Raw genomic sequence first — 13,737 nt, 5'->3', positions numbered from 1 at the left:
CTCAGCCTTAGCTGAATTGTTCGATCCTGAATCAAGGCACTTTCGGGTGTCGCACCCGTTTGAGCCCATTCTACTTCAGTTCGGTTGACAGCGCCGAACTCGCCCGCACTCAGCATCCCTGCATCGCATGCTCACTAAGGGCATGATGCTGCGGATTTTCAGCCCCGGATGAAAGCCAGCAGATCAGCGTTGATGATGTCGGGATGGGTCGTGCACATACCGTGTGACAAGCCGCTATAAGTCTTGAGCGTGCCCTTGGAGAGGAACTCCATGGACAGTGGAGCCGAGGTCGCATACGGAACGATCTGATCGTCGTCGCCATGCATCACTAAAGTCGGGACCTCGATCCTCCTCAGATCCTCAGTGAAATCCGTTTCCGAGAACGCTTTGATGCAGTCATACTGCGCTTTGATGCCTCCCATCATGCCTTGCCGCCACCAGTTGTTGATAACGCCCTGCGAGACCTTCGCGCCCGGACGGTTGAAGCCGTAAAAAGGACCGGTAGGAACGTCGATATAGAATTGCGCACGGTTCGCTGCAACTGCGGCGCGAAAGCCGTCGAAGACCTCCAAGGGCAAGCCGCCGGGGTTCTTGCCCGACTTTATCATTATTGGAGTCACAGCCCCGATCAGTACCGCCTTGGCCACGCGTCCTTGCTCCGCCCGGGCAACATAGCGCGCCACCTCGCCACCCCCAGTGGAATGGCCGATATGGATCGCGTTCCTTAAATTCAATTGCGACACGAGGGCGGCCACATCTGCGGCATAGGTGTCCATCTCATTACCTATGTCCGTCTGTGTCGAACGACCGTGCCCGCGGCGGTCGTGAGCGATGACGCGATAACCTTGGCTGAGGAAGAACATCATCTGGGCGTCCCAGTCATCGGCCGATAATGGCCAGCCGTGATGAAATACTATGGGTTGGCCACTGCCCCAGTCCTTATAGAAGATCTGTGTGCCGTCGCGGGTGGTGATTGTGCCACTGCTCATGTCTGTTGCTCCTTGGTACTGCTGCCCTGCGGGTTGTGCACTCAATCGGTTCGAGAGGGTGACGGCGGTCACTAGCGCGAGCCACTCACTACGACGTTCCGTCGTGTTGATGTTGCTGCGATTTCGATCATTGCCTCATGTTCCATTGTCTAGCCGAACAGTGGTCCTACACGCGCGGGTCCCATCCTGCGCCGCTGCCCAGCTGAACAACGTTGGTCACGAACGTCATCCACAACGGAGGTTCGTCGCGAACCGGACTGAATGGCTGCCTTGGCCCAGCTCCATGAGATACTGAGAAGCATTTCAAAGTTTTCTTCATGGCTAGGACCGGAGCTGACGATCCGCGCACGTGACACCCGTGACTGAAACGCAAACAGCATCGGGTATGACGGCCTCAGTTTCTTGCCCGTGCTGACGTTGACTTTGCCCAGATTGCTCTTTCTTTGGCTGAGGTTTTCCGAGATCGGACCTGACCTGTTAAATCGTGACGGGGAGTCCAATTCCTGTAGTCCCGAATGGCAGACGACACCAAGTCTGCCCCACGAGCGGCGCCATTAATCGGCCCCACAAGGCCAATCCGACAAGCCCACAGTCACGAGACCGCACCGTCGATCGGTACAGTTCCAGTATAAGAGCCAGTCGCTATAAGAGGCAGTAGCGCCAAAGTGCAGCACGATGGAGCAAGCACAGTCCGGTTGTGCAGGCTACCATAGTGGCATTCTCGCGTTTGGACGAGCTATTTAGAGCGCCGCTTGTGCCCGCAGGGCCTCGGCACACGTTCAACGTCCGTCCAGACGGTTGGCGCAGGATTGCCTGCCTGAAAAGGAGTTCCATGGATCCTGATGGTTCATCCGAGTTGGCGGCCTCCGGACTGCAGCGCATCATTGCGGATACCTTTGTCCTGCGGTTTCGGACGGAATTCTTGCTGTGGAACGCGGTAGGAGACACGCCTGACCGCACGCATCTGCTACGCTCCCTCATATCGCTGCTGAACTACTTGCTCGAAATTGCGGCCGTGAGGCTGAAGATTGTCGGAGGGAGCCCGCCCGAAGGACTCGAGCGCTTGCGAAAGCTCGCGTCGTTCGGCGACACGGCCGGTGTTGGCGACCTCCGCGATTTGGCCCTTGGATACGCTGTTGCCGCCACCGATTTCCAGCGCCTAGCGACCATTGTCAGGGCTAACGGTGACGAAGTGACCGCTCACATGCTGTTGTCCCAGGTCGGACGTTTGGAGGAAGCGGCTTACCGAGTCGCCCGCGCCGTTGAGTGAGGCGGGCCGCTGTGGAGCGATTTCGGCTGCACCCATCTATCCTCGCCTACGGCACTCGCGCTTGGCCTTGTCCGCAGGCCCCGGGCGCGTTGCGCCCTATGCCTTTCGGAAGCGTCGCCATGCAGCTGGGCTCTCGCCCACGAGACGCCGGAACACCTTACAGAGCGCAGTTTGGTCTGACAGCCCACAATGCAGAGCAATCGCTGCCAACGATTCGTCAGTTTCCAGCATAAGCCATTGTGCTCTGGCGATGCGCCGCTGCTGGACGTAAGTCTGAGGAGTGACGTCGCAGGTTTCTTTGAACGCTCTGCAGAAGTGGCTGCAGCTCACGCCTGCGATCTTGGCGAGATCAGCAATCGAGATCGACGTCTCGAGATTTTCATCGATGTATTCGTTGACGCGTTTGAGTTGCCGTGGTGTTAGCCCGCCGCGGGCTACGATAGGCCACTGACTGTCGCTAAGTTTTCGCACCAAGAAAACGATGATGCTCTCTGCCTCGCGATAATCACCTTGCCGCATGAGTTCCGAAGCCTGCATCAGACGGTCAAGAATCCTAGGGACCCTGGGATTCCCGTTGGGCTGGATGCAGGCGGCCGCACGATCAGGGGCTCGGGCTTCGAGGGTATCGGCGGCTGACTGCTGTGGGCATTCCAGTGGGACGGTCATCCACGAGCGCCATGCTTATTGTCTAGATGGATAATCCCCCTTCTCCCGAAGCCGGAACAAGTTAACGTATGTGAATTTTCGTGAACGCGACGCTCGCCCGAGATAGCGTCGATGGCTACGCAAGGCGCTCAAGGAGGGCTTGCGCTTCGTGAAGATCAGCCTGCGGTCTCGTAGCCCGCACCTCCTGCAGGCTCTGCTCCAGCAATCCCCGCGCTGCGCGGTGGTCGCCAGTCTCCTCCCACAGTCCGGCCAAGCTGACCGCCGCCCGCAGCTTCCAGGCTCGGGCGCCTTGCTCCTCGGCGACCCTGATGGCACGCCTGAACCAGGACTCGGCTTGGGTCGGGCCCTGAAGCTGTGATCTGAAGTGCTCGCCCTGTGCCCGGAAAACCTCGGCTGTGGACCAGATCGGCGGGCCGGTCTCGGCTGCCGCTAAACAGTCTGCCCGTAGCAGCCGCCAATCGAAGGTCACCAAGCTTTGCGCCAAGTACGGCGTAATCGATGGATCGCTCACTAAGGCCGAACGAGCAGCGGTAGCCCGCCCCGCGTCGAGTAGGCGACTATCGAGCACGCGTTGATAGACTTGAGCGTTCATCTTCCAAACGTTGAACGCTGTCCCGGAAGTGACCTCCTCGACCTTCTCCACCAACTCCGCCGCCAATGGCCAATCCCCGCTCCACAAAGCTACGGGGCAGGCTCCGAAAACCAGAAAATAACCCATCGCAAAGGGCTGGTCGATGCTAGACGCTCTCGACAAGGTTTCATGCACGAGGTCGACAGCCTCGTCCCAATATCCCTGGACCCATAGTGTTCGCGCCTTGTGCGAATTCGTGGCCGTGCGGTGGTCGTAAACGAAGCTGCCGTCCTTCGAGCTATTCCGGGCAGTGGCGGTGCGAGACAGTGCGCGTTCGGCGTGCTCAGCTGCCTCGGCTTGACGCCCGAGCAGGTGCTCTCCTAAGGCAGAGACGCGATGGAAAAGTGGCTCGACAAGATCATCATGTCCCCGTCCGCGCAAAGCCGCAACCGCTTCAATGGGCTCTGTCATCGCAACGAGATCACCCTTGGTGGAGTCGGCCCCGAAGATGGCCCAAAGAATGCTGAGCTCCGATTGCAGATCTCCTAACTGTCTCGCGAGGTCCAGAGCCCGAAGAAGATGATGCCGGACATCGTCGATGGGGCCTAGGGTATGAAACAGGGCATGGGCCATCGCGACGTGGAGCGCAAGAAGCACGCTCTGGTCAGTGTCGGGAGCAGCGGCGTTCAGCGCACGATCAAGGTGTTCTCTGAGTTCGGGAACGAGCAACAGCTTGAACCAATAGGAGGCGGACGCGGCTGTCAGCCGAATCCCGAGGTCCAGGTCGCCCTGATCCGCGAAGCACCAAGCGAGCGCGGCCCTGAGGTCTGCCGCGTACCTGCCACGTGACCCGGACCAACCCTTTGTGCCCGGCTCGATCAGACTCGTGCGCTTCTCTCGACACAAATGCAGGAAGTACGAAGCATGGGCGCGCCGCGAGGCCGACCATTCACCCGCCTCCTTGAGGCGCTCTAGAGCGTAAAGGCGCACTGTCTCCAGCATCCGATAACCGACGTGGTTCTCCTCGATTTCCAACGATAGCAGGGATTTTTCGAACAGCCGGTCGAGCAGGTCTGCCACAAGCAGATCCGTGGTTGCCATGTCCTGCATGACAGCAGCGGCCGCATCCGCTCCGAAGCGACCGGAAAATACAGCCAGACGGCGCAACGCGGTTTTCTCTTCAGGGGGGAGATCGCCATAGCTCCAGTCGATGAGCGCCGTGAGGCTTTGGTGCCGTGGCGCGGCCGAGCGCCGTCCCCTGGTGAGTATGCTGAACGGCTCGTCCAACCGGCTCAGCATAGCCTGTAGGCCTATTGTCGGAATGCGGGTGGCCGCCAACTCGATGGCCAGCGGCAAGCCATCGAGGCGCACGCACAGTGAAGCGATGTCTCCCGCCTTGTCGTCGGTCAGTTCAAACGCTCCCAAGCAGGCCCGCAAACGCTCGACAAGGAGTTGGACAGCAGGGTAGGCTAACGCCTCCGCCGCTGTTAGACCCTTACGGGGAGGCGGTGCTGGCAGTGGCCCAAGCCTCTCGACCCACTCACCCCTGCCCCGCAGTACCTCGCGGCTGGTCGCCAGCACGCGGGCACGTGCGGACGCCTGGAGTACCGCCTCAGCGAAATCGTTCGCAGCAGAGACGAGGTGCTCACAATTATCTAATACGAGGAGGAACTCGCGGCCTTGAACGTGAGCCAAGAGATCGCCAAGCGGTAGCGCCTCGTGAGCGGGGATCCCCATCAGCGCCGCGACCTGCGCGACGACAAGCTTGGCGCTGTCAAGTGGCCCCAAATCGACGAAGAGCACTCCGTCCGCGAAGCTGTCGGCAATCGCGCCGACCACCGCAAGGGCCAGAACCGTTTTTCCTATACCTCCCGGGCCGGTGATTGTGACGAACCGCCGCTCATTGAGCTTGGCAGTGACCTGCTCGATCTCCTGGTCGCGGCCAAGGAGCGGAGTCAGCAGGTTCGGAGCCTCGTGGGTCAACCCAGGCTTGGTCGGCGCCGACAGGTCGCCTGCTGGGACACGGACATGTTCGACCGGAGCAACGAATGCGTAACCGCGCCCGGGCAGACTTGCAATGTAGCGAGATCCAGATCGACTGTCTCCGAGAGAGCGGCGCAGGGCGGCGATGTGCACGCGCAGGTTGCTCTCCTCGACGGCTAGGTTTGGCCAAACCAGATCAAACAGGTCCTGCTTGCTTACAACCGAGCCGGCCCGTGCTACCAGAACCGACAGTAGCTCAACCGTCCGTGCGCCAAGGCGGACCGACGCTCCGTTGGAAAACAGCTTCCGCGACGACGGGATCAAGGTAAAGGCGCCGAACCGGACGGCCTCTATTGCCTCCGTAGGTTCTGTCCGCACCCTCGCATTCCCCCGCGCCGTCGCTACTGTCGGCAGCTCACGTTTCACGGCATTCTCTCCTCCAGGAAATTTCATAGCAAAGCGTTTGTTTGTCAAAGGAGACCGGAATGCGGCTATTTCGGCACAGGCGATGACAGCATGGGTCTCAATATTGCGCTCAGAATATATACCTATCAAGGACGATGCGCCTAGTGGTTCCGTTCCTGCCGAGGAACTCAAACTCTTCCGCTGTCAAATTTGTATAGGTCTAAGGGTAGTGAACCAACGCTCGTGCTACCCGGACGAACCGTCCCCGCGCTAGCTGTCTCGAAAGAGGCCACCGCCACTCGCCTAAGCACGCAGGATCCTGCCATCCACCCAGCGGGCAGCGCTCTTCCCCCGTTTGCATGTCTGCGACACCGGTCCACCCGAAGGGAGAGGAGTTCTGAGGGCAGCGGATGGCAATCCCGGACAAAACACCGCTTTATCGGGCAAGAATATTGGCGCGCAGCATTCGAGACTGCTGTCCATCTCGAAGCGCGCATGGACGCCGCGAGGCCTTAGTACCAGGTCCACCAATCCAAGAAGGAAGCACCGATGGCCCAAGCGACAACAACTCCAGGGTCCAAGCTAATCAAGCCTGACGACCATCTTCTGATCATGATCGACTTCCAATCACAGATGGCGTTTGCGACGAAATCGATTGATGGGGTGAACCTGCGCAACAATGCTGCCCTTGTCGCCCATGCAGCTGCCGGCTTCGGTGTCTCGACGATCCTGACGACCGTCGCCGAAAAGAGTTTCTCCGGGCCGATGTTCAGCGAGATCGCGGATGCCTTCCCAGGTGAGAGGATGCTCGACCGCACGTCCATGAACACGTGGGAGGATAAGGCGGTCGTCGAACTCGTCAATGAAATCGGCAAGAAGCGGATCGTGCTCGCTGGTCTTTGGACCTCCGTCTGCATCGTTGGTCCTGCCCTCTCTGCACTGGACCAGGGCTTCGAAGTGTATGTGATCGGCGATGCGTGCGGCGATGTATCGACAGAGGCACACGAACGGGCGATGGATCGAATGGTGCAGGCTGGAGCCCAGCCGATGACATCCCTGCAGTACCTGCTGGAACTCCAGCGCGACTGGGCTCGGGCCGGGACCTATTACCTGACCACCGGGATCGCAAAAAAGTTCGGCGGCGCCTATGGCCTCGGCATCATCTACGCCAAGACCATGTTCGGTGCGAGCGAGGGCGACCATAGGGCCGCACCCGCCGCCGCCGCTGAGTAGCCTTCCACGCGGATAGGGCACCAATCGGGTACGCCTCACCCCTTTTGCGAAAAATTGAATGAACGCCGGAGCTTTTTGACTGGCGACAGGATTGAGGACCACTATGGCCATTTTCCCCAGTCGCCGGAGCGTCGTCACTGGGCTTGGCGCTCTGGCTGCCGGACTGTCGTCGCCTGAACACATCGAGGCGCAACCTATGAGCACATCCGCTGACCTGATTCTGTTCAACGGCCGAATCACGACCTTCGACCGTCAGAGGCCTGAAGCTTCGGCGGTCCTCATCCGGGACGGGCACTTCCTGGCTATCGGTGACGAGAGCGAAGTGATGCCTCTTGCCGGACCCACCACGCAGCGGATCGACCTCAAGGGACGGCGCGTCATCCCAGGCCTGATCGACAGCCACATGCACATCATCCGCGGCGGGCTCAACTACAACATGGAGCTGCGCTGGGATGGTGTGCGCTCCCTGGCCGATGCTATGCGAATGCTGAAAGAGCAGGTCGACCGCACACCGGCGCCCCAATGGGTGCGCGTGGTCGGCGGCTTCACCGAGCACCAGTTCGCCGAGAGGCGCCTGCCGACCCTCGACGAGGTCAACGCCGTCTCGCCCGACACGCCGGTCTTCATCCTGCATCTTTACGACCGCGCCCTGCTCAACGGCGCTGCCCTGCGGGCGGTCGGCTACACCAAGGACACACCCAACCCGCCCGGCGGCGAGATCCAGCGTGATGCGAGCGGCAACCCCACAGGTCTGCTGATCGCCAAGCCCAATGCCACCATCCTGTACGCCACCCTGGCGAAGGGTCCGAAACTCCCGCCCGAGTACCAGAAGAACTCGTCGCGTCACTTCATGCGCGAGGTCAACCGCCTCGGCGTCACCGGCGTCATTGATGCCGGCGGCGGCTTCCAGAACTATCCGGACGACTACCGGATCATCGAAGAGCTGCACCGGGAAGGCCTGCTCACGGTGCGCTTGGCCTACAACCTGTTCACTCAGAAGCCGAAGGAAGAGCTAAAAGACTTCGACAGCTGGTCGAAGCAGGTCAAGCCGGGCCAGGGTGACGACCTCTACCGCCACAACGGTGCCGGCGAGATGCTGGTCTATTCCGCGGCCGACTTCGAGGACTTCAAGGTCGAGCGCCCCGAGATGCCGCCGAACATGGAGGGGGACCTTGAGCCGGTCGTCCGTCTGCTGGTAGAGAACCGTTGGCCGTGGCGGCTGCACGCCACCTACAACGAGACGATCACCCGGGCACTCGACGTATTCGAGAAGGTGAACCGGGACATTCCCTTCGACGGCCTGCACTGGTTCTTCGATCACGCCGAGACCATTGACGAGCGCAACATCGACCGGATCGCGGCGCTTGGCGGCGGCATTGCGGTCCAGCACCGGATGGCGTTCCAGGGCGAGGACTTCGTCGAGCGCTACGGCACCAAGGCGGCGGAGGGCACACCGCCGATCAAGCGTATGCTGGAGGCCGGTGTGCCGGTGGGCGCGGGCACGGACGCCACCCGTGTTGCCTCCTACAATCCCTGGGTTTCGCTGTCCTGGCTTGTCACCGGCAAGACCCTGGGAGGTCTGACGCTCTATCCGAGCGCCAATCGCCTTGATCGTGAGAGCGCCCTACGGCTGTGGAACGAGGCCAACACCTGGTTCTCCAACGAGGTGGCCAAGAAGGGTCAGATCAAAGAAGGGCAATTGGCCGATCTGGCAGTGCTGTCCGACGACTACTTTGCCGTGCCGGAGGACACGATCCAGGACATCACGTCGGTTCTGACGCTTTTGGGCGGCAAGGCCGTGCATGGCGACGCCGAGTTCAAGGATCTTGCGCCTTCCCTGCCCCCACCCATGCCGGACTGGTCGCCGGTGCGAAGCTATGGCGGCTACCAGAAGCGGGTCGGCAATGACGAGGCCCGCAAGTATGCCTTTGCGGCGGCCTGCGCCTGTGCCAGTTCCTGCGGCGTACATGGCCATTCCCATGCCAGCGCTTGGGGGGCCAACACGCCCACGTCCGATGCGCGCTCGTTCTGGGGCGTGCTCGGCTGCTCCTGTTGGGCATTCTGAAGGAAGGCGCCATGACTGACATCGCAGTTCCGCGCCCGATTGATCGCATGCTGGCCCTCCCTGGACTCGACACCCTGGCACGCCTGGCGCTCGCGTCTCCCTTCCTCATCAGCGGCGCCGTGAAGCTCACCGATTTCGGCGGAGCCATGAACGAGGTCGCCGGTCTGGGTCTCCAGCCCGCGGGGCTGATCGCAGCCGCTGTCATCCTGACGCAGTTCGGCGGCTCCATCCTCTTCCTCACCCGGCGCCATTGCTGGCTCGGTGCCGGCATCCTGGCCGTGTTCACGGTCATCGCCACCCTGCTCGCGCACCCGTTCTGGATGTTCGAGGGTCCGGATTGGAGTCGCCAGACCGCAACCTTCTTCGAGCATGCCGCCATCGTGGGCGGGCTCGCACTCGCAGCCCTGTTCGTCAACGGTCGGAGCACGCAGCCATGACCGGAGCCCAGAGCACGGTCACCGAAGGGGCGGCGCCTCCCCCACCCGGCACCTTTGCGCCCCTCCATCATCGTCTCTTCGCGATGATCTGGGCCGCGACGGTGCTGGGCAACATCGGCACCTTTATGCGCGATGTCGCCTCCGCCTGGCTCGTCACCGAGATCTCCGCCTCTCCGGCCGCGGTCGCCATGATCCAGGCAGCCGGCACCCTCCCGGTCTTCCTTTTGGCTGTTCCGGCAGGCGTCCTCTCCGACATCCTCGACCGCCGCCGCTTTCTTATCGTAATCCAGATCGCGCTCGCGGTGGTGAGCTCCCTCCTGGCCACTTTGGCCTGGACCGGCAACGCCTCGGTGGAAAGCCTCGTCGCTCTCACGTTCCTCGGCGGAGTTGGCGCGGCGCTCGCGACGCCAGCCTGGCAGGCGATTACCCCAGAACTCGTTCCAAGAACCGACTTGAAGGGTGCTGTGGCGCTAAACTCACTGGGTATCAACATCGCTCGCTCTATTGGCCCCGCACTCGGCGGCTTCCTCCTCGCAGGATTCGGCGCAGCGACAGTCTACGGACTTGATGTCCTGACCTATGTTGTTGTCGCAGGAGCGCTCCTCTGGTGGCGGCGTACCTCTGACACGAACGATGGTCTGCGCGAGCACTTTGGAGGAGCGTTGCGTGCAGGCCTGCGATATGCCCGCGCCAGCCATGACCTCCATCGCATCCTGTGGCGAGCGGTGCTGTTCTTCGCCTTCGCTAGCGCCGTCTGGGCTCTCCTTCCCATCGTAGCACGACAGGAGATCGGCGGAGGACCCAGCTTCTATGGCCTTGTGCTCGGCAGCGTCGGAGCTGGCGCGATTGCTGGCGCCATCCTGCTGCCACGGCTTCGCGCCCAGCTGGGACAGGACCGGCTGGTGCTCGCGATGACCCTTGTGACGGCTGGCTCAACCGCCATGCTCGCTCTGACGAATTCCGAGATCGTGGCAGTCATCGCGACCTTCATGCTCGGCATCGCCTGGATCGCGATGCTCACCACGCTCAACAGCACCATGCAGGCGATCCTGCCGAATTGGATCCGGGGCCGCGGCCTGGCGATCTACCTCACCGCCTTCAACGGCGCCATGGCCGCGGGCAGTTTGGGCTGGGGTTTCCTGGCTCAGGAGATCGGCACGGATTCCACCCTGATCGCTGCAGGCGTCAGCCTCGCTGTAACTGCAGCACTGGCCCACAGGGCTCCCCTGCCCAGCGGAGAGGACGACCTGACGCCGTCATTGCACTGGCCCGAGCCGGCCATGGCCGAACCGGTCCCGCATGACCGCGGACCGGTGATGATCATGGTGACCTATCGCGTTCGGCAGGCAGATCGCGCCGCCTTTCTCGACATTCTGGAGCGCCTGTCCGAGGAGCGGCGGCGTGACGGCGCCTATGCCTGGGGCATCTCCGAGGATGCGGCCGACCCCGAGCACATTGTCGAGTGGTTCTTCGTGGAATCCTGGGCTGAGCACCTGCGTCAGCACAAGCGGGTCTCGAAAGCCGATGCCGACATACAGGCGGAGGCGCGCCGCTTCCACCAAGGGTCCCAGCCACCCCTGGTCCAGCACCTCCTGGGCCTTGAGCCAGGCAGCCGCCAAGGACCGTCTCAAACACACAATGGAGACATACCGTCGTGAAGGTCATACTCGGACTGCTTCTGGCGTTTGGCGTTGGCGTCGTGTGCCAACTCGCCAGCCTCCCACTCCCAGCTCCGCTGGCGCTGACAGGTGCTGCACTCGTCCTGGCGATGTCTGCGGGCTACGAGACTGTCGACCGGCTGGTGCCTCATCGCACCGCCCGAAACCGCGAGAACTGCGGCGGCTCCAACGGGGGCGCCCGGACAGCCCATGGCGTGCCCAATCAGATGGCGGGATGAGCGATGATCCAGACCAGCATCGGGATCGTCATGGCGTTCGGAATCGGGGTGTTCTGCCGATGGTTCGACGTTCCAGCTCCGGCCCCACCCAAATTGGTCGGAGCCCTCCTCGTGGCGGCCATGACCACTGGGTTTCTCCTGACAGGGCAGATCCTAGGATCGGGTTAACCCTAAACCTATGGCTTTAGTGTGCCAGGTGGATGGGCGTGGGGGCGTTGTACAGAGGGGAGACGAGACAATGCTGAGATTCCCGATTTACGGCTTTGCGCGGTACGTGGACGACACGGTCGCTCGTGCCATGGCTATCCTCCGTGAGAGACCGGACTACACCCTGCTTCCGTTGAACCGCAGCCCTCCGGAAAAAAGCTCGGATGGGAAACGAATCACGCGGAGCAGCATGGAAGCCGAGCTAACGCCAACTGCGAACATCGTCCGTGAACCCGCACGACCAATGCCGATCAGGGCGGATCTTCTTGCGAAGCGCCGAGCCACACGATCCTTGCCGCAATCGACCGGTCGACGAGCGGAATGGCATGTCTCCCCCTCACCATAGGAGGTTCCGATGAGTTACCTGACAGCATTCACGATATTCCATACGGTCATCAGTCTCATCGCCATCGGGGCCGGAGCCTTCGCCATCATTGGCCTTTTCCGGGGTGGATCGTTCCGGTCCGGGACGAATGTCTTCCTGGTCACGGCCGTCGCGACGAACGTGACCGGGTTCCTCTTTCCGTTCCGCGGCGTCACGCCGGCCATGATCGTCGGTGTGATCGCCCTGGTCGTTCTGGCCGTGGTTCTCGTGGCCTTCTATCGTTACCGCGTCGCCCAGTCCTGGCGCTGGATCTACGCAGCGGGAATGGTGGCGAGCCTCTATCTTCTGGTATTCGTCGGCGTGGTTCAGGCCTTTCAGAAGATCGCCTTCCTGAACGGCCTTGCGCCGACGCAATCCGAGCCGCCCTTTGTCATCGCCCAGGGGGTGACGCTGGTCTTCTTTGCGATCGTCGGATGGACGGCGGCCCGTAGCTACCGGCCTGAGGCCGTACTGGCACGGTTCTGAACATGGCAGTGACCGAGTCCCACAGGGTCGACCCGGCAAGAAGCGTTCCGGAAACATGGTGCTAGTGCGATCCAGAACGCGATTCGACCAAAAACCTTGAAGTGTCCCCTCTTTGATTTCAAAAGCAGCAACAGACGGAGATTGACCGATGGCTAAAGTGCTTGTGCTCTACTACTCATCCTACGGTCACATGGAGCAAATGGCCTATGCCGCCGCAGAGGGCGTACGCCAGGCGGGCGGCGAGGCGGTGGTCAAGCGCGTTCCCGAGTTGGTGCCTGAGGAAATCGCGCGAACTGCACATTTTAAATTGGACCAGCCGGCGCCTGTCGCCACGGTCAGCGAACTCCCGGATTACGATGCGATCATCCTGGGTGTGCCGACACGCTACGGGCGCATGGCCTCGCAGATGTCGAACTTCTGGGATCAGGCTGGCGGGGTATGGGCGAAGGGCCAGCTCACCGGCAAGGTCGGCAGCGTGATGTCGTCCACGGCCACACAGCATGGTGGCCAAGAGACGACCTTGTTCTCCGGCATCACCAACCTCTTGCATTTCGGCATGATCATCGTGGGATTGCCTTATGCGTATCAGGGCCAGATGACCCTCGATGAGATCGTCGGTGGCTCACCTTATGGGGCAACCACCATCGCCGGAGGCCAGGGGCAGCGCCAGCCGTCGCGGAATGAACTCGAGGCGGCCCGCTTCCAGGGCAAGCTCGTGGCCGAAACGGCCGCCAAGCAAATGGCGGACACAATAGCGCTCTGAAGCAGAACGGATTCAACGTGGCCAGCGCCGTCGAAGGTTCGGCACTGCTTGCGGTGAGTACCAAGCAGTAAGTGCAGCCTCACTTACACATTAGCCAGTGCGCCTTTTCTCAGGCAACAAACTCGTCCGGCGGTTTGAGAGAGCTTCGGCCCTCCACATGATCAAGAACGACGAAACGGGAGTACTGGGTTTGTGGAACGTAGGACGAACAACGGGCTGGTTCGACGAGATTAGCGCTCCTGCACCCCCTCAAGGGGATGCTGCACGCATACTGATCTACAGCCACGACACGTTTGGGCTTGGGCACCTGCGCCGGTCGCGGGCGATCGCGAATGCCATCGTCGAGCAGCTGCCGGGCGCCTCGGTGGTCATCCTGTCGGGCTCTCCCGTCATCGGCAATT

Annotated in this window: 12 protein-coding genes and 1 pseudogene; 10 read left to right on the top strand and 3 right to left on the bottom strand. The window is 61.6% G+C overall.

Annotated elements, in window-relative coordinates:
* Positions 1-158: 158 nt before the first annotated feature.
* On the bottom strand, positions 159-989 hold the full coding sequence (locus tag GR303_RS11175) for an alpha/beta fold hydrolase (RefSeq protein WP_161723308.1): 831 nt from the start codon (positions 987-989) through the stop codon (positions 159-161).
* A gap of 832 nt (positions 990-1,821) precedes the next feature.
* Between GR303_RS11175 and GR303_RS11170 the strand changes: the two genes are divergently transcribed.
* Entirely contained in the window at positions 1,822-2,259 is a 438-nt protein-coding gene (locus GR303_RS11170; RefSeq protein ID WP_161723307.1) for a hypothetical protein, read from the top strand.
* 96 nt (positions 2,260-2,355) lie between these two features.
* On the opposite strand, the gene GR303_RS11165 is transcribed toward GR303_RS11170, so the two are convergent.
* Positions 2,356-2,796, bottom strand: a complete 441-nt coding sequence (locus tag GR303_RS11165; protein WP_161723306.1) for a helix-turn-helix domain-containing protein — start codon at positions 2,794-2,796, stop codon at positions 2,356-2,358.
* A 244-nt stretch (positions 2,797-3,040) separates the two neighbouring features.
* A complete protein-coding gene (locus tag GR303_RS11160; protein WP_161723305.1) occupies positions 3,041-5,905 on the bottom strand; it encodes a winged helix-turn-helix domain-containing protein in 2,865 nt (954 codons plus the stop codon).
* 528 nt (positions 5,906-6,433) lie between these two features.
* On the opposite strand from GR303_RS11160, the gene GR303_RS11155 reads away from it, so the two are divergent.
* The 9 genes and pseudogenes from GR303_RS11155 to GR303_RS11115 form a co-directional block, all read left to right on the top strand.
* A complete protein-coding gene (locus GR303_RS11155) occupies positions 6,434-7,117 on the top strand; it encodes a hydrolase (RefSeq protein WP_161723304.1) in 684 nt (227 codons plus the stop codon).
* A gap of 103 nt (positions 7,118-7,220) precedes the next feature.
* Entirely contained in the window at positions 7,221-9,182 is a 1,962-nt protein-coding gene (locus GR303_RS11150; protein ID WP_201752020.1) for an amidohydrolase, read from the top strand.
* 11 nt (positions 9,183-9,193) lie between these two features.
* Positions 9,194-9,619: a DoxX family protein gene (locus GR303_RS11145; RefSeq protein ID WP_161723302.1), complete on the top strand. Its 426-nt coding sequence runs from the start codon at positions 9,194-9,196 to the stop codon at positions 9,617-9,619.
* Positions 9,616-11,277, top strand: a complete 1,662-nt coding sequence (locus GR303_RS11140; RefSeq protein ID WP_161723301.1) for an MFS transporter — start codon at positions 9,616-9,618, stop codon at positions 11,275-11,277. The genes GR303_RS11145 and GR303_RS11140 overlap by 4 nt, the downstream gene beginning before the upstream one ends.
* Positions 11,274-11,516, top strand: a complete 243-nt coding sequence (locus GR303_RS25455; protein ID WP_161723300.1) for a DUF1427 family protein — start codon at positions 11,274-11,276, stop codon at positions 11,514-11,516. Before GR303_RS11140 ends, GR303_RS25455 begins: the two co-directional genes overlap by 4 nt.
* Before the next feature lie 3 nt (positions 11,517-11,519).
* Positions 11,520-11,684 (top strand): DUF1427 family protein, encoded by a 165-nt coding sequence (locus tag GR303_RS25450; RefSeq protein WP_161723299.1) that lies wholly within the window; start codon positions 11,520-11,522, stop codon positions 11,682-11,684.
* Between the two features lie 394 nt (positions 11,685-12,078).
* Positions 12,079-12,573, top strand: a complete 495-nt coding sequence (locus tag GR303_RS11125; RefSeq protein ID WP_161723298.1) for a hypothetical protein — start codon at positions 12,079-12,081, stop codon at positions 12,571-12,573.
* Positions 12,574-12,721: 148 nt separating this feature from the next.
* Entirely contained in the window at positions 12,722-13,336 is a 615-nt protein-coding gene (gene wrbA, locus GR303_RS11120; RefSeq protein ID WP_161723297.1) for an NAD(P)H:quinone oxidoreductase, read from the top strand.
* Between the two features lie 160 nt (positions 13,337-13,496).
* Positions 13,497-13,737: pseudogene (locus GR303_RS11115) on the top strand (hypothetical protein); the annotation flags it as partial.

The sequence above is a fragment of the Microvirga arsenatis genome (assembly GCF_009910705.1).
Taxonomy (GTDB): domain Bacteria; phylum Pseudomonadota; class Alphaproteobacteria; order Rhizobiales; family Beijerinckiaceae; genus Microvirga; species Microvirga arsenatis.
This window is presented reverse-complemented; position numbering and strand designations above follow the sequence as displayed.

What these genes read in the sequence shown, in the direction of transcription:
- GR303_RS11145 (WP_161723302.1), top strand. Translation starts at nt 9,194, where the DNA reads ATGACTGACATCGCAGTTCCGCGCCCGATTGATCGCATGCTGGCCCTC.
- wrbA (WP_161723297.1), top strand. Translation starts at nt 12,722, where the DNA reads ATGGCTAAAGTGCTTGTGCTCTACTACTCATCCTACGGTCACATGGAG.
- GR303_RS11125 (WP_161723298.1), top strand. Translation starts at nt 12,079, where the DNA reads ATGAGTTACCTGACAGCATTCACGATATTCCATACGGTCATCAGTCTC.
- GR303_RS11175 (WP_161723308.1), bottom strand. Translation starts at nt 989, where the DNA reads ATGAGCAGTGGCACAATCACCACCCGCGACGGCACACAGATCTTCTAT.
- GR303_RS11155 (WP_161723304.1), top strand. Translation starts at nt 6,434, where the DNA reads ATGGCCCAAGCGACAACAACTCCAGGGTCCAAGCTAATCAAGCCTGAC.
- GR303_RS11140 (WP_161723301.1), top strand. Translation starts at nt 9,616, where the DNA reads ATGACCGGAGCCCAGAGCACGGTCACCGAAGGGGCGGCGCCTCCCCCA.
- GR303_RS11165 (WP_161723306.1), bottom strand. Translation starts at nt 2,796, where the DNA reads ATGCAGGCTTCGGAACTCATGCGGCAAGGTGATTATCGCGAGGCAGAG.
- GR303_RS11150 (WP_201752020.1), top strand. Translation starts at nt 7,221, where the DNA reads ATGGCCATTTTCCCCAGTCGCCGGAGCGTCGTCACTGGGCTTGGCGCT.
- GR303_RS25450 (WP_161723299.1), top strand. Translation starts at nt 11,520, where the DNA reads ATGATCCAGACCAGCATCGGGATCGTCATGGCGTTCGGAATCGGGGTG.
- GR303_RS11170 (WP_161723307.1), top strand. Translation starts at nt 1,822, where the DNA reads ATGGATCCTGATGGTTCATCCGAGTTGGCGGCCTCCGGACTGCAGCGC.